The following is a 20929-nucleotide window of genomic DNA, read 5'->3' as shown; positions in this document are numbered from 1 at the left end:
CGACGCCGTTCGGAATGCGCAACGGCATGGGCGTGCCTGCGCCGCGCGATGACGCGCACGCATCAAAGCCACGCGTGGATCGCGACGTGGCTCGTCTGGTTCCACTACGACAGCGCGCGCGCGGCGCGCAACCCGCGCAGGACAAGTCGTGATCAGCGCCGCCGCGGCGTCTCCGCGAGGAAACGTTCGAACGCGGCGAGGGTTTCGTCGCTGACGTGATGCTCGATGCCCTCGGCATCGGCTTCCGCGATCGCCTCCGGCACGCCGATCGCCACCAGGAACGCGACCACCGTCTGATGCCGCGCCTTGACGCGCCGCGCCATCGCGAGCCCCGCCTCGGTGAGGAACACGCCGCGATAGGGGCGCGCATGCGCGAGCCCGTCGCGCTTAAGCCGCGCGATCGTCTTGATCGCCGTGGCGTGCGCCACGCCGAGCCGCCGCGCGATGTCGGTCGGCCGCGCCTCGCCCTCGCGCTCCAGCAGATCGGCGATGATCTCGACATAGTCCTCGGTCAGCGCGCTCGCCCGTGCCGAGCGGGCCGAGGCATGGCGTGCTGCCTCGTCCGGTGCGTCGGCAGGATGCGGGTCGTCCGGGTCGGGCATCGTGCGGTCCGGCAGGTTGCGGGCCCGGCGCCTTAGCACGCGTGAGCGTGACGGACAATTTGTAGAATGTGCTACATTCTATAGGTCCGCAACCAATTTCGAGCCACAGACCCACCTTGACGCTGCTGCTACGTCCCGGTTATCCTCAGCGCGTTGCCGCCACGCATCCCCGCGGAAGCCGTGCCGTGACCGACGTCGCACCCGCCTGCCGTGCCGAACTCCGCCTGCGCCGCCGCGCCGTGCTTGCCGCTGCGCTGGCGCTGCCTGTCTCCGTCGCCGGGGCGCAGCCGCGCGCCGCCGGACCGCTCTCGGTGCTCGCCACCACCGGCATGATCGGCGACCTGGTGCGTGAGATCGGCGGCGAGCGCGTGCGCGTCGAGGTGCTGATGGGCGCGGGCGTGGATCCGCATCTCTACCGCGCCACGCGCGAGGACGTGGCGAAGATGCTGCGCGCCGACGTGATCTTCTACAACGGCCTGCTGCTGGAAGGGAAAATGAGCGACGCCTTCGTGCGCGTCGCGCGTGCCGGCAAACCCGTCTATGCCGTCACCGAGCTTCTGCCCGAGGAGATGCTGATCGAGCCCGAGGGGGCGGACGGGCATTTCGATCCGCATGTCTGGATGGACCCGCGCGCCTGGTCGCGCGCGGCGGAGCTGATCGCGGCGATGCTCGCCCGCCACGACGCGGCCGGGGCCGCGACCTTCGGCGCCAATCTCGCCGCGCTGCTCGCGCGCATCGCCGCGCTCGACGCCTATGCCGAGCAGGCGCTGGCGACGATACCCGAACGCCAGCGCGTCCTGGTCACGGCGCATGACGCGTTCAACTACTTCGCGCGCCGTTACGGCATCGAGGTGCTGGGCATCCAGGGCCTCTCCACCGAGTCCGAGGCCGGCGTGCGCCGCATCCAGGAGCTTGTCGGCGTGCTGGTCGAGCGGCGCATCCCGGCCGTGTTCGTCGAGACCTCGGTGTCGGACCGCAACGTGCGCGCGCTGGTCGAGGGCGCGGCCGCGCGCGGGCACCGTGTCGTCATCGGCGGCGCGCTGTTCTCCGATGCGATGGGCGAGCCCGGCAGCTACGAGGGCACCTATGTCGGCATGATCGACCACAACGTCACCACGATCGCCCGCGCGCTCGGCGGCAGCGCGCCGGAGCGTGGCTTCCAGAACCGCCTCGGGGGGCGGCGCTGACGCATGAGCATCGCGCCGCTGCCCGTGCCGGCGCTCACCGTGCAGCACCTCACCGTCGCCTATACCCGTGCGCCGGTGCTGTGGGACGTCTCCTGGACCGCGCCGCCGAACGGGCTGGTCGCGATCGTCGGGCCGAACGGCGCGGGCAAGTCCACGCTGCTGAAGGCGGTGCTCGACCTGGTGCCGCGGCTCTCGCGCGAGGTGCGGCTGTTCGGCCTCACGCTCGATCAGGCGCGCCGGCGCATCGGCTACCTGCCGCAGCGCGCCTCCGTGGACTGGGACTTCCCGGCGACCGCCTTGCAGGTGGTCGCGCAGGGGCGCTATCCGCGCGTCGGCTGGCTCCGCCCGCTGCCGCGCGCCGAGCGCGAGCGCGCTCGCGCCGCCCTCGCCGAGGTCGGCATGGCCGAGTTCGCCGACCGCCAGATCGGCCAGCTCTCGGGCGGGCAGCAGCAGCGCGTGTTCCTCGCCCGCGCGCTGGCGCTCGAGGCCGATCTCTACCTGATGGACGAGCCCTTCGCCGGCGTCGATGCCGCGACCGAGCGCGCGATCGTCGAGGTGCTGCGCCGGCTCGCGGCCGAGGGCCGCACGGTGATCGCGGTGCATCACGATCTCGCGACGGCACCGCAATATTTCGATCACGTGCTGCTGCTGAACGTGCGCGCGATCGCCGCCGGCCCGATGGCGTCCACCTTCACCGCCGAGAACCTCGCGCGCACCTATGGCGGCCGGCTCAGCCTGCTGGAACGCGCGGTCGCCGCCGCCCAGGCCGGCACGCGGCCGGCCCCGCCGCCGTGACGGTCGCCGACGCGCTGCTGTTCTCGGCCGGCTACAACGCCGCGGTGGTGGCCCTCGGCTGCGCGGCGTTCGGGCTGGCGGCCGGCGCGCTCGGCTGTTTCGTGCTGCTGCGCGGCCGCGCGCTGATCGCGGATGCGGCCGCGCATGCGACGCTGCCCGGTGTCGCCGGCGCCTTCATCCTCGCCGCGCTGATCGGCTGGGATGTGCGCGCCCTGCCGCTGCTGCTCGCCGGCGCTGGCGCGACCGCGGCCCTCGGCGTGGTGCTGGTCAACGCGCTCGCCGGCGGCGGGCGCATCCGCGACGACGCGGCGATGGCGCTGGTGCTGTCGATCGGCTTCGGCATCGGCGTGGTGCTGATGTCGGTGGTGCAGTCGCTGCCCGTCGGCGGGCAGGCGGGGCTGAAGGGCTTCATCCTCGGCCAGGCGGCCGGCATGAGCGCGGCGGATGCGCAACTCGTCGGTGCGCTGGCCGTGCTCGCGCTGCTGCTGGTCGGCGTGCTGTTCCGCCCGCTCGCGGCCCTCTGTTTCGACCGCGGCTTCGCCGCCGCCGTGGGCCTGCCGGTGCGCGCGCTCGACCTCGCGCTGCTCGGGCTGATGCTCGCGGTCACGGTCGCCGGTCTGCGCGCGGTCGGGCTGATCCTGGTGGTCGCGCTGATGGTGATCCCGGCCGCGACGGCGCGACTGCTGACCGAGCGGCTGGAGGCGATGGTGCCGATCGCTGGCGGTGTGGGCGCGGTCTCGGCGTGGGTCGGCGCGGCGCTGTCGGCGACCCTGCCCGACCTGCCGACCGGGGCCACGATCACGCTGGTCGCCTGCGCGCTGTTCCTCGCCGCGCTGCTGTTCGCGCCCCGCCGCGGTGCGCTGGCCTTCGCCGCGCGCCAGGCCATGCTGTCGCTGACGGTGGCGCGCGACCATGCGCTGCGTGCCGCCTTCGAGGCCGCCGAGCGCGCGCCCGGCGCCACGCATCGCTGGGTGGAGCTCGGCCGCGGCGCGGGCTGGTCGCGCTGGCAGCGCGCGGTGCTGCCGCGCTGGCTCGCCGCCGCCGGCTGGGTGCGCGCCGAGGGCGAGCGGATCGCGCTGACGGATGCGGGCCTCGCGCTCGCGCGCGACCTGACGCGGCGGCATCGACTGTGGGAGCACTACATGCAGGCGGCCGGCGGGCTCGGGCCGTGGGCCGCGCATCGCGCCGCCGACGAGGTCGAGCACACCCTGCCGCCCGAGGTCGCGCGCGAGGCCGAGGCGTGGCTCCGCCGAAACGATCCCGCGCGCCTGCCGGCGGAGGGCGCGCTGCCCGCGCCGGGCGAAGCGCCGACGGCGCCGCGATGACCCAGTTCCTCCAGCTCGACCTCGCGGCGATGCTGGCGGCGACCTTCGCCTGCCTGGTCTGCGGCCTGATCGGCAACCTGCTGCTGCTGACGCGCCAGTCCCTGCTCGGGGATGCGATCAGCCACGCGGTGCTGCCCGGCATCGTGCTCGGCTTCTGGGTCTCGGGCAGCAGGGCGGCCCCGCCGCTGGTCGCGGGCGCGATGCTCGCCGCGGTGGCGGCCGCGCTGCTGATCGCGCTGCTCCGGCGCCTGACGCGGCTGGAAGCGGGCGCGGCGATGGGCGTGGTGTTCTCCGGCTTCTTCGCGCTCGGCATCGTGCTGATCGAGGTGAGCGGCGCGCACGCGGTCGATCTCGACGTCGACTGCGTGCTCTACGGCCAGCTCGAGGCGCTGATCTGGCCGGCGGCGTCGGGGCCCGGTTCGCTGCTCGATCCGGCCGCACTCGCCGAGTTCCCCGCCGAGACGACCACGCTCGCCGTGGTGCTCCTGCTGACGCTCGCGCTGCTGGCCGCGTTCTGGAAGGAGCTGCGGCTCGCCTGCTTCGATCCGGATTTCGCGCAGGCGATCGGCTTCGCACCGCGGCGGATGTCGCTGCTGGTGCTGGTGCTCGTCTCGGTGGCGTGCGTGGCGGCGTTCTGGGCGGTCGGCTCGATCCTGGTGATCGCCGCGCTGGTGGCACCCGCGGCGATCGCGCGCCTGCTGACCGATGACTACGCGACGCAGTTCGGCCTGTCCGCGGTCGCGGCGGTCGCGATGGGCGCGGGCGGCTATTGGGTGGCCGCGCTGGCGCCCGCTGCCTTCGGTCTTGGCCACGGGCTCAATGCCGCCGGCATGATCGCCGTGGTCGCCGGCGTGCTGCTGGCGGTCGCCTGGGCGGCCGGCCCCTTCGGCCGGCGCCGTCGGCTCGCCTTGGCCGGTGGTTCCGACTAGACTTCATCGGGCGCAAGGGCGGTTCGGGAACGCCCTCCGCATCCGGCGGGCACGGGGACCACTGCGCGACGATGGACGACACCAAGCGGGTTGCTGGCCTGATCCGGGACTGGCTCGCCCGTGAACGCATCTCCCGCGACCAGTTCGCGTTCAAGACCAGGCTCGGCCGGTCGACCGTCGACAAGCTGCTGGTCGGGCTCTACTCGGACCGCACGCTCGCGATCGTGGAGGCGCACACGGGACTCGTGCTCCGGCCCCGCGCGGATCAGGCCGCTGCCGAGACTGCGGCGCCGCCGCTGCCCCCGCCGGCGCCGCCCGAGGGCCCGTCGATCGCCGTGCTGCCCTTCGCCAACATGAGCGGCGACGCCGCGCATGATCACATCGCCGACGGGCTGAGCGAGGACATCATCACCGAGCTCTCGCGGCTGCGCTGGCTGTTCGTGATCGCGCGCAACTCGACCTTCACCTATCGCGGCCGGGCGGTCGATGTGCGTCAGGTCGCGCGCGAGCTCGGCGTGCGCTATGTGCTGGAGGGCAGCGTGCGCGTGGCGGGGCCGCGCATGCGCGTGACCGGCCAGCTCGTCGATGCCGAGACCGGCAAGCATATCTGGGCCGAACGCTACGACCGCGACCTGACCGACCTGTTCGCGGTGCAGGACGAGATCACCGGCCACGTGGTCGCCGCGATCGAGCCGCATCTCTACGACGCCGAGTCGATCCGTGCCGCGCGTCGCGCGCCGGGCAGCATCGACGCCTGGGGCCTCGTGGTGCGCGCGATCGGGCTCGTCACGCGGGTCGGCCAGCGCCAGAACGAGGAGGCGCGGACGCTGCTGGCCCAGGCGATCGCGCTCGATCCGAACTATGCGCGTGCGCATGCGGTGCTGTCCTGGGCGGTATGGTGGGCAGCACTCTGCTACTGGTGGCCGGACACCGCGGCGGGCTACGCCGAGGCCGGGCGCCACGCCGAGCGCGCGGTGACGCTCGACCCGGCCGAGCCCTGGGCACGCATGATGCTTGGGCTCACGCTCAGCACCGCACGGCGGCACGAGAGCGCGCTCGCCGAGTTCGGCGCAGCCCTCGACCTGAACCCCAACTTCGCACTCGGCCGCACGCTGCACGGCTGGGCACTGTTGCGGGCCGGTCGGTACGACCAGGCAATCGAGGAGACCGGGAAGGCGCTGCGCATGAGCCCGACCGACAGTTTCGCCGGGTTTTACACCTCGATCCGTGGGCTCTCCTTCCTGGCCGCGCACCGGTTCGACGAGGCTCTGCCCTTCCTGCGCGCCTCTGTCGCCACTTTCGCAGAGTACTCCGGCCACTACAACGCGCTGATCTCCTGCTGCGGCCATCTCGGGCTGACCGACGAGGCGAAGGCGTTGATCGCCGAGCGCAACCGGGTCGGGCCGCCGATCCGGGTGGGCGTGCTGCGCCAGAACCTCGCCGGGTTCGCGCATTGCGAGGTGTTCGTCGAGGGTCTGGTGAAGGCCGGCGTGCCGGAGTGACGCGCCCCGCGCGGGCGGGAAAACTTCGGAAAGATCCGGCGATGGCCCCGGAAAGCGGCGGCCGGCAAGGTCCGCGCCGTGAGGGCGGACCGATCCGCCCCGACCGCTTCGGAGAGACCCATGACCGACACCACCGACGCGCTGCGCCGCGCCGCCCCGCTGATCGCCGGCGCCGTGGGCGCGGCCCTGCTGGCGATCGCCGCCTGGTCGGCCGCCGCGCAGCCGGCTGACCGCGGAACCCTCGCGCGCGGCGCGTATCTCGCCGCGATCATGGACTGCGGCGGCTGCCACACCGGCGGCGCGCTGATCGGCAAGCCTGACCCGAAGCTTGCGCTTGCCGGCTCCGAGGTCGGCTTCCAGATCCCCGAGCTCGGCACGTTCTATCCGCCCAACCTGACCCCCGACCGCGAGACCGGGCTCGGGTCCTGGAGCGCGGCGGAGATCGTCACGGCCGTGCGGACCGGCGTGCGACCCGATGGGCGCATCCTCGCCCCCGCCATGCCCTGGCACGCCTATGCCGCGCTGACGGATGCGGATGCCGGCGCGCTCGCCGCCTACCTCAAGAGCCTGCCGCCGGTCCGCAACGCCACTCCACCGATCACTGGGCCGTCCGCGACGCCGCCGGCGCCTTACTTCACGCTCGTCGTGCCCGCGCGCTGATCGTCCGCCGCCGCCCCGAGGACACGCCCCATGAAGCTCTACGGCCATCCCATCTCCACCACCACGCGCCCGATCCTGCTGTTCGCGGCCGAGGCGCGCCTCCCGCTCGATCTCGTCACGATCGACCTGTTCGCGGGCGATCACCTCTCGCCCGGCTTCGCCGCGATCAACCCGAACCGCGCCGTGCCGGTGCTGGAGGACGGCGCGTTCCGCCTCACCGAGAGTTCGGCGATCCTGAAGTATCTCGCCGAGCGCGCGGGCTCGGCGGCCTATCCGGCGGAGCCGCAGGCGCGCGCGCGCACCAATGCGCTGATGGACTGGTTCAATACCGGGTTCTACCGCTCATTCGGCTATGGACTGATCTATCCACAGGTGCTGCCGGACTACGCTTGGCCCAAGGCGGAGATGCAGGCGGCCTCGCTCGCGCGCGCCGAGGCCGAGACGCGCCGCTGGCTCGACGTGCTGGACGCGCATTGGCTGGACGCCGGGACCTATCTCGGCGGCGCGGCGCCCTCGCTCGCCGACTACATGGGCGCGGTCCATGTCGCGAACGGCGAGCTGATCGCGTTCGACCTCGCCCCCTGGCCGCGCATCGGGCGCTGGATCGAGGCGATGAAGGCGCTGCCATCCTGGACCCCGGTGCACGCGGCCTTCGCGGGCTGGTGCGAGATGCAGCGCGCGGCCCGGCGCTACCGCATCGCCGCCTGAGCGGACGGGGACGCGGCCCGACGCCGCGTCCCCTTGAGCCGTCCCGCGCCTCCCGCCAAGCTGTGCCGCGACACAACGCGGGAGCGAACGCCTGTCCTCGAGTTCTGCCACCACGCCCGCCACGGCGCGCGACACGTTCGACCTCGCGATCGTCGGCGGCGGGGTGAACGGCGCGGGCATCGCGCGCGATGCCGCCGGCCGCGGTCTCTCGGTGCTGCTGGTCGAGCAGGGCGACCTCGCCGGCGCGACCTCCTCGGCCTCGACCAAGCTGATCCATGGCGGGCTGCGCTACCTGGAGCACTACGAGTTCCGCCTGGTGCGCGAGGCGCTGGCCGAGCGCGAGGTGCTGCTGCGCGCGGCGCCGCACATCGTCTGGCCGCTGCGTTTCGTGCTGCCGCACCATGCGGGGCTCAGGCCGCGCTGGCTGATCCGCCTCGGCCTGTTTCTCTACGACCATCTCGGCGGGCGGACGCTGCTGCCGGGCACGCGCAGCCTCGACCTGCGGCGCGCGCCGGAAGGAACGCCGCTGCGCCCGGAGTTCACCCACGGTTTCGCGTACTCGGATTGCTGGGTCGAGGATGCGCGGCTCGTCGTTCTGAACGCGCGCGACGCGGCCGATCGCGGCGCGGAGGTGCGCGTGCGCACGCGCTGCGTCTCTGCCGAGCGCGCGGATGGCGCGTGGCGCCTCACGCTCGCAGGCGAGGGGGCGGGCGAGGCGCGGGCGCGCGTGCTGGTCAATGCCGCCGGGCCTTGGGTCGCGGAGTTCCTGACGCGCGGCGCGCGGCTGAACGCGCCGGCCAAGGTGCGGCTGGTGAAGGGCAGCCACATCGTCGTGCGTCGACTGTGGGACGGGCCGCACGCCTACATCTTCCAGAACGCGGACGGGCGGATCTGCTTCGCGATCCCCTACGAGGGCGACTTCACGCTCATCGGCACCACCGACCTAGACTTCATCGGCGATCCCGGCGCGGTTGCGATCAGCGACGACGAGACGCGCTATCTGTGCGCCGCCGTGAGCACGTATCTCGCGCGACCGGTCACGCCGGCGGATGTGGTGTGGAGCTATGCCGGGGTACGGCCGCTCTACGACGACGGCGCGAGCCGCGCCCAGGAGGCCACGCGCGACTATGTGCTGAGCCTCGATGCGCCGACGGGCGCGCCGCCGCTGCTCTCGGTCTTCGGCGGCAAGATCACGACCTATCGCCGTCTCGCCGAGGCCGCGCTCGCCCGGCTCGCGCCGCATCTGCCGATGCGCGGGGCCTGGACCGCGACCGCGCCCCTGCCGGGCGGCGACTTTCCGCACGACGGCGCGCCCGCGCTCGCCGAGCGCCTCAGCGCGCAGCATGCGTGGCTCGCACCCGCGACCGCGCGGCGGCTGGTACGCCAATTCGGCACGGAGGCGTTCCGTCTTCTCGAGGGCGCGGACGGACCCGAACCGCCGCTGGTCGCCGACCTCACGCCGCGCGAGGCGCGCTGGATGATCGAGCGCGAATGGGCGCGCACGCCGGACGACATCCTCTGGCGCCGCACCAAGCTCGGCTTGCGCGCGTCCACGGCCGAGATCGCCGCGCTGGCGCGCTTCATGGGCACGCCCGCCGACATGCCCGGACGGCGCGCCGCGGAATGACCGCTTCAGGGGAGTGCCGATGACCTACGTTCTCGCGCTCGATCAGGGCACCACCTCGACGCGGGCGATCCTGTTCGACGCGGCCCTCACGCCCGTCGCCACCGCGCAGCAGGAGTTCCCGCAGCACTTCCCGCACTCCGGCTGGGTCGAGCACGACGCCGAGGATCTGTGGCGGACCTCGATCGGGACGATGCGCGCGGCGATCGCCCAGGCCGGCATCGAGGCGCGCGCGGTCGCGGCGATCGGCATCACCAACCAGCGCGAGACCGTGGTGGTGTGGGAGCGCGCGACCGGCACGCCGATCCATCGCGCGATCGTCTGGCAGGATCGCCGCACGGCGGAGGCCTGCGCCGCCCTGCGCGAGGCGGGCCACGAGGCGCTGATCACCACGCGCACCGGGCTGCTCGCCGACCCGTACTTCTCCGCGACCAAGATCGCCTGGCTGCTCGACCATGTGCCCGGCGCGCGCGCGGCGGCCGAGGCGGGTGATCTTGCCTTCGGCACGGTGGATTCGTTCCTGGTCTGGCGTCTCACCGGGGGCAGGGTGCACGCGACGGATGCGACCAATGCCGCGCGTACCCTGCTCTGCGACATCCGCACCGGGCAGTGGGACGACGAGATGCTCGCGCTGTTCCGCATCCCTCGTGCGCTGCTGCCCGAGATCCGCGACTGCGCCGCGGAGTTCGGCACGACCGAGCCTGACCTACTCGGCGCCGCCGTGGCGATCCGCGGCATCGCCGGCGACCAGCAGGCGGCGACGCTCGGCCAGGGCTGCGTCGCGCCGGGGATGATGAAATCGACCTACGGCACGGGCTGCTTCGCGCTGCTGAACACCGGAGCGGCGCCGGTCGTGTCGCGTGCGCGGCTGCTCTCGACGATCGCCTATCAGCTCGGCGGACAGCGCACCTACGCGCTGGAAGGCGCGATCTTCGTCGCCGGCGCGGCCGTGCAGTGGCTGCGCGACGGGCTCGGCGTGATCGGCACGGCGGCCGAGACCCAGGCGCTCGCCGAGGCGGCCGATCCCGCGCAGCGCGTGATCCTGGTGCCGGCCTTCACAGGGCTCGGCGCGCCGTGGTGGGACGCGGAGGCCCGCGGGGCGCTCTATGGGCTCACGCGCGGGACATCGCCGCGCGAGCTCGCGCGCGCCGCTCTGGAAAGTGTCGGGTTCCAGACGCGCGACCTGATCGAGGCGATGCGGCGCGACTGGGGCGTGGCCGCCGGTTCCGTGCTGCGCGTGGACGGCGGCATGACCGCGTCCGACTGGACCATGCAGTTCCTCGCCGACATCCTCGGCGCGCCGGTGGACCGGCCCGTGGTGACCGAGACGACCGCGCTCGGCGCGGCCTATCTCGCCGCGCTGCGATCGGGCCTCGCGCCGGAACCCGATGCCTGGGCCGCGCGCTGGCGGGCGGAGCGGCGCTTCGAGCCGGCGATGGCGGCCGATCGTCGCGACGCGCTCTACGCGGCCTGGCAGGATGCGGTGGCGCGCACCGTGTCGCGCCGGTGATGCGCGCGGGCCGGATCGTTCCGCTGCGCCGGGCCATAGATCCCGGCAGGACCCTGGGCAGGATCGGCGCTGCGCATGGCTGAACGTGACCGGGTGGTGATCGTCGGCGCCGGGCCGGTCGGGCTGACGCTCGCGCTGCTGCTCGGCCGCGCCGGCATCCCGGCGGTGGTGCTGGAGGCCGAGGCCGACATCGCCGAGGAGCTGCGCGCCAGCACCTTCCATCCGCCCACCCTCGACATGCTGGACACGCTCGGGCTGGCTGAGCCGCTGATCGCCCAGGGGCTTGTCACGCCGACCTGGCAGGTGCGGATGCACGAGACCGGCGAGCGCGCCGAGTTCGATCTCGGCGTGCTGGCGGCCGATACCGCGCATCCGTTCCGCCTCCAGGCCGAACAGCACAAGCTCTCGCGCCTGCTGCTCGCGGCGCTTGCGGCCGAGCCGCTGGTGGAGCTGCGCTTCGGCCACGCCGTGACCTCGGTCGCGCAGGAGGCGGACCGGGCGCGCGCTGGCGGCGACGGGTTCGCGCTCGACGCCAGCTACGTGATCGGCTGCGACGGCGCGCGCAGCGTCGTGCGCCGCGCCATGGGCCTCGCCTTCGAGGGCGACACCTACCCCGAGACGACCATCCTCGCGACCACGCCGTTCCCGTTCCACGAGGTCATGCCCGGGCTCTCGAACGTGAACTACGTCTGGACCGAGAGCCCGGCCTTCTCCGGCACCTTCTCGCTGCTGCGCGTGCCCGGACGCTGGCGCGCGAGCCTCTACCCGGCCCCGGACGAGACGGTCGAGCAGGCGCTCGCGCCGGCGGCGATCGAGCGCAAGCTCCAGGCGATCCATCCCCGGGCGGAACGCTACGAGGTGCAGGACCTGCGGCCCTACCGCATCCACCAGCGCATCGTGCCGACCTACCGCGTCGGCCGGCTGCTGCTCGCCGGCGACGCGGCGCATCTCAACAGCCCCTCGGGCGGCATGGGCATGAACGGCGGCATCCACGACGCCTTCGAACTCGCCGCCACGCTCGGCGCGGTCTGGCGCGGCGAGGCGGAGGCCGCGCTGCTCGACCGCTACACGCGCCGCCGCCGCCCGGTGGCCGAACGCGAGATCATCGCCCAGGCCGACCGCAACCGCGCGCGCATGCGCGAGCGCGACCCCGCGCGACGGCGCGCGCTGCTCGAGGATCTCCGGCGCACCGCCGCCGATCCGGTGAAAGCGCGCGCCCATCTGCTGCGCAGTTCGATGATCGCCGGGCTGCGCGAGGCCGCCACGATCGCTTGACAGGGAGACCTTGGATGCACCGACGCCTGCTGCTCGCCCTTCCCGCGCTGCTTGCCGCGGCGGGGGTGCGGGCCCAGTCCTGGCCCGCGCGGCCGCTGCGGATCATCGTGCCGTTCCCGCCCGGCGGCACGACCGACTTCATCGCCCGCCTGGTGGCGCAGCGGCTCTCGACCGTGCTCGGCCAACCGGTGGTGGTGGAGAACCGCGCCGGCGCCGGCGGCACGGTCGGCTCCGACCTGATCGCCAAGAGCGCTCCCGACGGCTACGGCTACGTCGTTTCCAACATCGCCGCCCATGGCGTCGGCCCGGCGGTCTATCCGAACATTCCGTACGATGCCGTGCGCGACTTCACGCACATCGCCATGCTGGCCGAGATTCCCTCGGTGCTGGTGGTGAACGTGGACAGCCCGATCCGCGATCTCGCCGGCTTCATCGCCGCGGCCAAGGCGAAGCCCGGCGGTCTCACGGTCGGCTCGCCGGGCAACGGCACATCGAGCCACATCAAGCAGGAGATCCTGAAGCGCGCGGCCGGGATCGAGACCGTGCACGTGCCCTATCGCGGCTCCGGGCCGATGATGAACGACGTCGCCGCCGGGCAGATCGACGCGATGATCACCACGCTGGTGGAGGCCGGGCGCAACCCGCGCTTCCGCCTGCTGGCGGTGACGGCGGCCGAGCGGGTCGAGGGCTGGCGCGAGGTGCCGACCTTCCGCGAGCTCGGCTACCCCGATCTCGTCGCCTCGACCTGGTTCGGCCTGTCGGGTCCCGCCGGGCTGCCACGCGCGATCGTCGAGCGGCTCAATGCCGAGGTGCTGGCGGCGCTGGCCACGCCGGAGATCGCCGCGCGCCTGGTCGAGACCGGCTCGACGCCGCGGCGGATGAGCCCGGCGGAGTACACGGCGTTCCTGACGGCGGAGGTCGCGCGCTGGGGCGCGGTGGTGCGCGCGGCCAATATCACGCTGGGCTGAACCGGCGCGGTCAGCGGCGCGGCAGCACGCCCGCCCGGTCGGCGAGCAGGGCGCGCATCGCGTCGGCCGGCAGGGGGGGCGAGAACAGATAGCCCTGGGCGAGGTCGAAGCCGAGCGTGCGCACGGCATCGCGGTCGGCGCGGGTCTCGACCCCCTCGGCGACCACCTTCGCCTCGAAGCCGTGGCCGAGCTCCACCGCGGCGCGGCAGATCCGGCGCAACGCCTCGTCCTCGGCGCAGCCATGCACGATCGCCCGTTCGATCTTCAGTTCCGCGAAGGGGATGTGGCGCAGCCGCTCGAAGGTGGCGTAGCCGGTGCCGAAATCGTCGATCGAGATCCGGAAGCCGTGCAGCACGGCGCGCGTGGCGAAGGCCTCGGCCGCGGCGAGGTCGCCGATCAGGTCGGTCTCGGTGATCTCGAGGATGAGCCGCTGCTCCACCCCGGGGCCGAGCGCCTTCAGCACCTCGATCAGCCCGGGCCGCAGGATGGTGCGGCCGGCGACGTTGATCGCGGCCGGCAGGTGCGAGCCGGCGCGCGCGCAGAGCGCGAGCGCCGCGCGCGCCGCGGCGACGGTGAGGTCGTGCAGGTCGGCGTCCGCGATCGGGGGCAGGAACGCCGAGGGCGCGAGCACGCCGCGCTCGGGGTGGCGGATGCGCGCCAGCGCCTCCATGCCCGCGATCAGGTCGTTGCGGAGATCGATCTTCGGCTGGTACCAGAACTCGACCCAGCCGTTGTCGAGGGCGGCGCGCAGCAGTCCGGGCTCGACCGGCTCGACCCGGTGCGGCGGCGCGACCTCGACCGCGCCGCCGAAGGCGGAAACCACGGCCTCGAGCTCGCGCCGGCGGAACGGCTTGCGCAGCGTGCCGCCGATCTCCACCCCGGCGCGCTCGCCGATCCGGCGCGCGTGGTCGAGCACCGATCCCGAATGGCCGCTCATCAGCACCACCCGGCCGGAAAAGCCACGGTCGTGCAGCAGGCTGAAGATCTCGACGGCGTCGCTGTCGCCGAGCGAGAGATCGAGCAGCAGCAGGTCGGGGTGCGGGGCCTCGAGCGCCCGGAGCAGAGCCTCCTTCGAGGTCATGCCCTGCGCGTCGATGCCGAGCTTGCGGAGCTGCGCCGTGACGACCGTGCAGATGTCCACGTGGTCGTCGACGACGATCGCCGTCCGGACACCGGGGGCCGACTGGCCTTGGTTCTCCTCGGGTCGGTCGGCCGTTCCTGGCGCCATGGGGATTGCGTGGGCTCCACTGAGGTCCCGCGAGGATGGGCCCGGCTTCCTAATACTCCATTATTGCGTGTAGTGCCTACCGCAAGGGTTGCGGCTTGCTTCTTCGCGGCACGGCGTCCGTGGCTCGAAATCGAGGCCCTGCCGCGGGGGCTTGTGCGCGCCGCGACCAACGGGAGCGGCGCCCTGATGGGGTGCGCGAGGGGCCTTGCGGCCCCTCGCCTGTTTTCCTTTACGTCCCGATCCCCCCGACGGCGACGTACTTCACTTCGAGATACTCCTCGATCCCGTATTTCGATCCCTCGCGGCCAAGCCCGCTCTCCTTGAAGCCGCCGAAGGGGGCGATCTCGGTCGAGATCACGCCCTCGTTCACGCCGACGATGCCGTATTCCAGCGCCTCCGAGACGCGGAAGATCCGTCCCACGTCCCGCGCATAGAAATACGCCGCCAGCCCGAACTCGGTGTCGTTGGCGAGCCGGATCGCTTCCTCCTCGGTCTTGAAGCGGAACAGCGGCGCGACCGGGCCGAAGGTCTCCTCGTGGAAGATCTTCGCCCCCGCCGGCACCTCGGCGAGCACGGTCGGCTCGAAGAAATTGCCGCCCAGCGCGTGCCGCCGCCCGCCCGTCAGGATCTTCGCCCCGCCCCTCACCGCGTCCTCGATGTGCTCCTCGACCTTGGCGACCGCGGCGGCGTTGATCAGCGGCCCCTGGACCACGCCGGGCTCGGTGCCGGGGCCCACCTTCATCGCCTTGGCGGCGGCCGCGAGCTTCTCGGCGAACGCCTCATACACGCCCTCCTGCACCAGGATGCGGTTGGCGCAGACGCAGGTCTGGCCGGTGTTGCGGAACTTCGAGGCCAGCGCGCCCTGCACGGCGGCATCGAGATCGGCGTCGTCGAAGACGATGAAGGGCGCGTTGCCGCCGAGCTCCATGCTCACCTTCTTCACCGTCTGCGCGCACTGCGCGATCAGGATCTTGCCGACCTCGGTCGAGCCGGTGAAGGAGAGCTTGCGCACGATCGGGTTCGAGGTGAGTTCCTTGCCGGTCTCGGACGAGGGGCCGGTGATGATGTTCATCACGCCCGGCGGCATGCCCGCGCGTTCGGCCAGCACGCCGATCGCGAGCGCCGTGAACGGCGTCTGGCTCGCGGGCCGCACCACGCCGGTGCAGCCGACCGCGAAGCCGGGCGCGCATTTGCGCGTGATCATGGCGGCGGGGAAGTTCCAGGGCGTGATCGCGGCGAACACGCCGACCGGCTCCTTCATCACCAGGATGCGCCGGCCCTTCTGGTTGGTCGGGATCATGTCGCCGTAGGCGCGCTTGCCCTCCTCGGCGAACCACTCGACGAAGGAGGCGGCATAGACGACCTCGCCCTTCGCCTCGGCGAGCGGCTTGCCCTGCTCGGAGGTCATCAGCAGGGCGAGATCGTCCGCGTTCGCGATCATCAGGTCGAACAGCCTGCGCAGCACGGCGCTGCGCTCCTTGGCGGTGAGCGCGCGCCAGGCGGGATAGGCGCGGTTGGCGGCCTCGATCGCGCGGCGGGTCTCGGCCGCGCCGAGCGCGGGCACGGTGCCGATGATCTCGCCGGTGGCGGGGTTCGGCACGGGGATTGTCTTGCCGCTGTCGGCCTCGATCCACTTGCCGTCCACCAGGCAGGCTTGGCGGAACAGGCTCGGGTCCTTGAGCGGCAGGGGCGCGGCTTGGTTGAGCATGGGATGGTCCTCCCCACAGGTTCGGGGCGGACGATAGACCCGGGCCGAGCCCGGGTCCAACCGGGCGGCTACTCCTCGAGCCGGGCGAGCCCGATCCGCGCGAGATGCGCGAACAGGAAGGTCAGCGCCTCGTCGGCCGTGACTTCCCAGACGCGCGTGGTGTGGCCGGCATCCACCACGCGCAGCTCCAGCGCGTCGGGCTGGTGGCGGAACAGGGCCTTGGCGAGCCGCGCGGCCTCATAGGCGATCTCCAGCCGGTCGTCGTCGCCGGCGGCGAGGTAGAGCGGCACGCGGAGCGGCTGGGCGAGGTAGCTGGGCAGCAGCGCGGGCCACGCCGCGCGGGTCCAGGCAGCGAGGTCGAAGCTGCCGTCGGGCCCGGCGAAGGCCGGGCTGCGGCGGGCGGCGGAGAGTTCCGGCGGCTCCTCGGCATAGATCGCCGGCGCCCACAGGGCCGCGGCACCGAACAGCTCAGGGTGCTTCAGCACGATCCGGAGCGCGCCGTAGGCACCGGCCGAGAACCCGGCGATGGCGCGGCCCTCGCGCGTGGTCATCACGGGATATTTGCGCGCGACATCGGCGAGCAGGTCGGAGACCACCGTCGTCTCGGCGCGGGCGAAGGGGCTGTCGATCCACCAGGTGTTGGTGGCACCCGGCATCACCGCGATCAGCCTGGGCAGCCGTCCCGCGCGCACGCCGTCCTCGATCGCCTGCCAGAGCCGGATGCGTCCGGCCCAGGAGTGCTCGTCGCCGCCGGCGCCATGCAGCAGCACGAGCAGCGGATAGGGGCCGCGCGCGGGATCGTAGCCGTCGGGCAGGAAGACGTTGTAGCGGAGCGCCGGGCCTGCCTCGGTCTCGACCCGATCGGGCACCACGCGCCATTCCGCCGCGGCGGGTGCTGCGAACGCGACCAGCGCCAGCAGGACCGCCAGCGCCCCCCCGAGCCGACGAAACAGACCGGTCCCCCGCAAACTCACTCCACCGTCACGCTCTTGGCCAGGTTGCGCGGCTGATCGACATCCGTCCCCTTCAGCACGGCGGCATGATAGGCGAGGAGCTGCACCGGGATCGAGTAGACGATCGGCGCGACGAAGGGGTGCGTGTCGGGCAGCGGGATCGTGTGGGCGCAGAGATGCGCGAGCCGCTCGCAGCCGGCGCGATCGGAGAGCAGCACGACGCGGCCGCCCCGCGCATGCACCTCCTGCACGTTCGAGGCGGTCTTCTCGAACAGCCGCCCCGGCGGGGCGACCACCACCACCGGTACGTGCTCGTCGATCAGCGCGATCGGCCCATGCTTCATCTCGCCGGCCGGGTAGCCCTCGGCGTGGATGTAGCTGATCTCCTTGAGCTTGAGCGCGCCCTCCATCGCCACCGTCCAGGCCGTGCCGCGCCCCAGGTAGAGCACGTCGCGCGCCTCGGCGATCTCGGCCGCGACGGCGGCGATGCGTTCGTCGAGCTCGAGCGCCTCGGCCGCCTTGCCGGGGGTCTCGATCAGCGCCTGGGCAAGCTCGGCGGCGGCCGCGCCGGTGAGCGCGCCGCGCGCCCGGCCCGCCGCGACCACCAGGCAGGCGAGCGCCGCAAGCTGGGTGGTGAACGCCTTCGTGGAGGCGACGCCGATCTCGGGCCCCGCGAGGGTCAGCAGTGCCGCGTCGCTCTCGCGCTCCATCGCGCTCTCGCGCACGTTGACGACCGAGATGACGCGCTGCTCCTGCCCCTTGGCCCAGCGCAGCGCGGCGAGGGTGTCGACCGTCTCGCCCGACTGGCTGACGCAGAGCACGAGCGCGCCGGGATCGAGCACCGGCTCGCGGTAGCGGAACTCGGAGGCGATCTCGGCAGTGGCCGGCAGGCGCGCGACCTGCTCGAACCAGTCGCGCGCCACCTGCCCGGCATAGAGCGAGGTGCCGCACGCGACGATCGAGACGCGCGGGATGCGCGCGAGATCGACCGGCAGGTCGGGGAGCGTGATCTGGCGCGTCGCCGGATCGAGATACGTCTTGAGCGTGTCGCCGATCACGGCCGGCTGCTCGTGGATCTCCTTCTGCATGAAGTGGCGGAAATTGCCCTTCCCGACCATGGCGCCGGAGACCGCCGTGCGCTTGATCGGCCGCTTCACCGGACGGTCGGCGTGATCGAAGATCTCGGCGTGGTCGCGGGTGACGACCGCCCAGTCGCCCTCCTCCAGGTAGCTGATCCGCTCGGTCAGCGGCGCCAGCGCCAGCGCGTCGGAGCCGACATACATCTCGCCATCGCCGTAGCCGATCGCGAGCGGCGAGCCGCGGCGCGCGGCCATGATCATGTCGTGCCGGCCGGCGAACAGCACGGCGAGCGCGAAGGCGCCCTCGATCCGCTTCAGCGTCGCCGCCATCGCCTCCTCGGGCGTGGCGCCGGCGGCGAGATCGCGGTCGAGCAGGCGCGCGACCGTCTCGGTGTCGGTCTCGGTCTCGAACTCGGCGCCCGCCTCGGTCAGGGCCGATTTCAGCTCGCTGTGGTTCTCGATGATGCCGTTGTGCACCACCGCGACCCGGCCCGTGGCGATCGGGTGGGCGTTGGTCTCCGAGGGCCGCCCGTGCGTCGCCCAGCGGGTGTGGCCGATGCCGGTGGTGCCGGGCAGCGGGAACTGATCCAGCCGCGCGGCGAGGTTGGCGAGCTTGCCCTCGGCGCGGCGGCGCTCGATGTGGCCGTTCACCAGCGTGGCGATGCCGGCGCTGTCGTAGCCGCGGTATTCGAGCCGGCGCAGCGCCTCGACCAGGAGGGGCGAGGCGGGGTTGCGCCCGACGACGCCGACGATGCCGCACATCAGCCCTTCTCCTTGCAGCGCGCGCGGAACGCCGACGCGCGGTTGGGTTTGTCGGTCTGGCGGGCGCGCCCGAACGCCATCGCATCCGGGGCGACGTCCGCGGTGATGGTAGAGCCGGCAGCGATGAAGGAACCGTCACCGAGGCGGACGGGGGCCACCAGGGTCGCGTTCGAGCCCACGAACACGCCGTCGCCGATGGTGGTGCGGTGCTTGGCGACGCCATCGTAGTTGCAGGTGATGGTGCCCGCGCCGATGTTGGCACCCGCGCCGATCGTGGCATCGCCGAGATAGGCGAGGTGGTTGGCCTTGGCGCCCTCGCCGAGCGTGGCGTTCTTCAGCTCGACGAAATTGCCGACATGGGCACCCGCGCCGATCTCGGCGCCCGGGCGCAGCCGCGCGAAGGGGCCGATCGTCGCGCCCGGGCCGACCCGGCACGCTTCCAGATGCGAGAAGGCGCGGATCTCGGCGCCATCCTCCACCGTCACACCGGGACCGAACACCACGTTCGGGTGCACCGTGACGTCGGCGCCGAGGCGGGTGTCCCAGGACAGGAACACGGTCTCGGGGGCGACCAGCGTGGCGCCGGCGTCCATCGCGGCGGCGCGCAGCCGACGCTGCACCACGGCCTCGGCGGCGGCGAGCTCGGCGCGGGAATTGATGCCGAGCACCTCCTCGGCCGGCGCCTCCGCAGGGGTGACGCGCGCGCCCTCGGCGCGGGCGATGGCGACGATGTCGGTGAGGTAGTACTCGCCCTTGGCATTGGCGTTGCCGACCTGGCGCAGCCAGCGCAGCAGGTCGGCGGCCGGGGCGCAGAACAACCCCGCGTTGCAGAGCCCGACCGCGCGCTCGGCCGCATCGGCGTCGCGCCACTCGACGATGCGGGTGACGAACCCATCCTCGCCGAGGATCACCCGGCCGTACTGGGCCGGGTCGGCGGGGCGGAAGGCGAGCAGGGCGAGGCCAGCGCCGGTCTCGCGCCGCCGGGCGGCGAGCGCCCGCATGGTCGCGGGGCGCACCAGCGGCACGTCGCCGTAGAGCACCATCGCCTCGCCCCGGGTGGCCGCGAGCGCCTCGGCGGCGGCGAGCGTCGCGTGCGCGGTGCCGAGCCGGTCGTGCTGCACCACGCAGGGATGCGGGGCGACGACGGCGCGCATGGGCGCGAAGGCGGGCTCCGGCCCGGCGACCACGACGGCGCGGCCGAAGCCGGCCTCGGCGCAGGCGTCGATCAGGTGGGCCACCATCGGGCGGCCGGCGAGGCGGTGCAGGGGCTTGGGCGTGGACGAGCGCATCCGTGTCCCAAGACCTGCGGCCAGGATCACGGCGAGCGCATCAGGGAGGGGATCTGGATGCGTCACGGCGGCGCAGGTTGTGCCGCAGCCGAGACGGTGCTGTCAAAGGACGATCCGGTCACTTCGCGTTTCGCGATGCAACGCGATCAGCGATCGGCGGCCTCCGGCGGCCAGACGACGGTGAAGCGTTCGAACACGACCTCGATCCCGTCATGCATCGCGAAGCCGTCGCGCGCCGCCTGGCGGGCAAAGTAGCGGCGATGCTCCGCGAGCCAGTGGGCCCGGCTGCGGTCGCCCTCGCCCTCGTCCCAGGCAAAGGCGTCATCGACCGAGATCAGCGGCCCGATGCGGAGCTCCGTGGTGCGCCAGATCAGGCGCGGCCGCCCCGCGCCATCCACCACCACGACGTGGCCGCCGAGCGTGGGTGTCTCGGCCCCGGCAGCCATATCGCGAGCGAGAAAGGCGGTCGCCCGCTTCCGGCCGGCGAGCACGAGCTCGGCCAGTTCGTCCGCCAGCGCGGGGCTGTCGCCGAAGGAGACGACCTCGTAGGCGTCGTGATCGGGTCCGCCGGCGGCCCGGAAGTCCCGCCAGAACGCTTCGATCGCGGGCGAGCGCACGGGGTCTAGAGCCTGATCCATTTACGGTGAAGCATAGCCTGCGTGCCGGAAGTAGTTGGCGCATTCGGTGGGTGAGAACTCGCCGAGCAGGGCGCCGATGCGGTGCCATACGGTGGCGATGGATCGCTCGTCGGCCTTTCGCAGCAGGGTCTTGAGCTTGGCGAACATCATCTCGATCGGGTTCAGGTCCGGGCTGTAGGGCGGCAGG

General features: G+C 72.9%; 18 protein-coding genes and 1 pseudogene. 11 read left to right on the top strand and 8 right to left on the bottom strand.

Annotated features, from left to right (window positions below):
- Positions 1-152 precede the first annotated feature (152 nt).
- Positions 153-602, bottom strand: a complete 450-nt coding sequence (gene mntR, locus F563_RS0113565) for a manganese-binding transcriptional regulator MntR (protein ID WP_019015223.1) — start codon at positions 600-602, stop codon at positions 153-155.
- A gap of 185 nt (positions 603-787) precedes the next feature.
- Between mntR and F563_RS0113560 the strand changes: the two genes are divergently transcribed.
- The 11 genes from F563_RS0113560 to F563_RS0113510 all read left to right on the top strand — a co-directional run bounded on the left by F563_RS0113560 (position 788) and on the right by F563_RS0113510 (position 13085).
- A complete protein-coding gene (locus tag F563_RS0113560; RefSeq protein ID WP_019015222.1) occupies positions 788-1789 on the top strand; it encodes a metal ABC transporter solute-binding protein, Zn/Mn family in 1002 nt (333 codons plus the stop codon).
- A 3-nt stretch (positions 1790-1792) separates the two neighbouring features.
- Positions 1793-2584: a metal ABC transporter ATP-binding protein gene (locus F563_RS0113555; RefSeq protein WP_019015221.1), complete on the top strand. Its 792-nt coding sequence runs from the start codon at positions 1793-1795 to the stop codon at positions 2582-2584.
- On the top strand, positions 2581-3909 hold the full coding sequence (locus F563_RS22600; protein WP_019015220.1) for a metal ABC transporter permease: 1329 nt from the start codon (positions 2581-2583) through the stop codon (positions 3907-3909). The genes F563_RS0113555 and F563_RS22600 overlap by 4 nt, the downstream gene beginning before the upstream one ends.
- The gene (locus F563_RS0113545) at positions 3906-4838 is read left to right on the top strand and encodes a metal ABC transporter permease (protein WP_035575281.1); all 933 of its coding nucleotides are present in this window, start codon (positions 3906-3908) and stop codon (positions 4836-4838) included. Before F563_RS22600 ends, F563_RS0113545 begins: the two co-directional genes overlap by 4 nt.
- Before the next feature lie 71 nt (positions 4839-4909).
- Positions 4910-6340 carry a tetratricopeptide repeat protein gene (locus F563_RS0113540; protein ID WP_019015218.1) on the top strand — a complete coding sequence of 477 codons (1431 nt, stop codon included), beginning with the start codon at positions 4910-4912 and terminating at the stop codon, positions 6338-6340.
- A gap of 120 nt (positions 6341-6460) precedes the next feature.
- Complete coding sequence (locus tag F563_RS0113535; protein WP_019015217.1) at positions 6461-7000, top strand: c-type cytochrome; 540 nt, start codon at positions 6461-6463, stop codon at positions 6998-7000.
- 30 nt (positions 7001-7030) lie between these two features.
- Positions 7031-7708, top strand: a complete 678-nt coding sequence (locus F563_RS0113530) for a glutathione S-transferase family protein (RefSeq protein ID WP_019015216.1) — start codon at positions 7031-7033, stop codon at positions 7706-7708.
- 91 nt (positions 7709-7799) lie between these two features.
- Positions 7800-9335, top strand: coding sequence for a glycerol-3-phosphate dehydrogenase (gene glpD, locus F563_RS0113525; protein ID WP_051089392.1), 1536 nt, complete (start codon positions 7800-7802; stop codon positions 9333-9335).
- Between the two features lie 19 nt (positions 9336-9354).
- Positions 9355-10842: a glycerol kinase GlpK gene (gene glpK / locus F563_RS0113520; RefSeq protein WP_019015214.1), complete on the top strand. Its 1488-nt coding sequence runs from the start codon at positions 9355-9357 to the stop codon at positions 10840-10842.
- 75 nt (positions 10843-10917) lie between these two features.
- Positions 10918-12117 (top strand): FAD-dependent oxidoreductase, encoded by a 1200-nt coding sequence (locus F563_RS0113515; RefSeq protein ID WP_019015213.1) that lies wholly within the window; start codon positions 10918-10920, stop codon positions 12115-12117.
- Positions 12118-12131: 14 nt separating this feature from the next.
- A complete protein-coding gene (locus F563_RS0113510) occupies positions 12132-13085 on the top strand; it encodes a Bug family tripartite tricarboxylate transporter substrate binding protein (RefSeq protein ID WP_019015212.1) in 954 nt (317 codons plus the stop codon).
- A 10-nt stretch (positions 13086-13095) separates the two neighbouring features.
- On the opposite strand, the gene F563_RS0113505 is transcribed toward F563_RS0113510, so the two are convergent.
- The 7 genes and pseudogenes from F563_RS0113505 to F563_RS0113475 all read right to left on the bottom strand — a co-directional run.
- Positions 13096-14313, bottom strand: coding sequence for an EAL domain-containing response regulator (locus F563_RS0113505; RefSeq protein ID WP_019015211.1), 1218 nt, complete (start codon positions 14311-14313; stop codon positions 13096-13098).
- A gap of 229 nt (positions 14314-14542) precedes the next feature.
- The gene (locus F563_RS0113500; RefSeq protein WP_019015210.1) at positions 14543-16021 is read right to left on the bottom strand and encodes an NAD-dependent succinate-semialdehyde dehydrogenase; all 1479 of its coding nucleotides are present in this window, start codon (positions 16019-16021) and stop codon (positions 14543-14545) included.
- A gap of 68 nt (positions 16022-16089) precedes the next feature.
- Positions 16090-16989, bottom strand: a complete 900-nt coding sequence (locus tag F563_RS0113495; RefSeq protein ID WP_051089391.1) for an alpha/beta hydrolase — start codon at positions 16987-16989, stop codon at positions 16090-16092.
- A 2-nt stretch (positions 16990-16991) separates the two neighbouring features.
- Positions 16992-18815, bottom strand: a complete 1824-nt coding sequence (gene glmS / locus F563_RS0113490; protein ID WP_019015208.1) for a glutamine--fructose-6-phosphate transaminase (isomerizing) — start codon at positions 18813-18815, stop codon at positions 16992-16994.
- Complete coding sequence (gene glmU / locus F563_RS0113485) at positions 18815-20170, bottom strand: bifunctional UDP-N-acetylglucosamine diphosphorylase/glucosamine-1-phosphate N-acetyltransferase GlmU (protein ID WP_026299574.1); 1356 nt, start codon at positions 20168-20170, stop codon at positions 18815-18817. The genes glmS and glmU overlap by 1 nt, the downstream gene beginning before the upstream one ends.
- A gap of 80 nt (positions 20171-20250) precedes the next feature.
- Entirely contained in the window at positions 20251-20742 is a 492-nt protein-coding gene (locus F563_RS0113480; RefSeq protein ID WP_035575270.1) for an ASCH domain-containing protein, read from the bottom strand.
- Positions 20743-20929: pseudogene (locus F563_RS0113475) on the bottom strand (IS630 family transposase); the annotation flags it as partial. It lies immediately after the preceding gene.

The organism is Elioraea tepidiphila DSM 17972, assembly GCF_000378465.1.
GTDB lineage: Bacteria > Pseudomonadota > Alphaproteobacteria > Acetobacterales > Acetobacteraceae > Elioraea > Elioraea tepidiphila.
The sequence above is the reverse complement of the archived record's forward strand: the minus strand, read 5'-3'. Positions and strand labels throughout refer to the sequence as shown.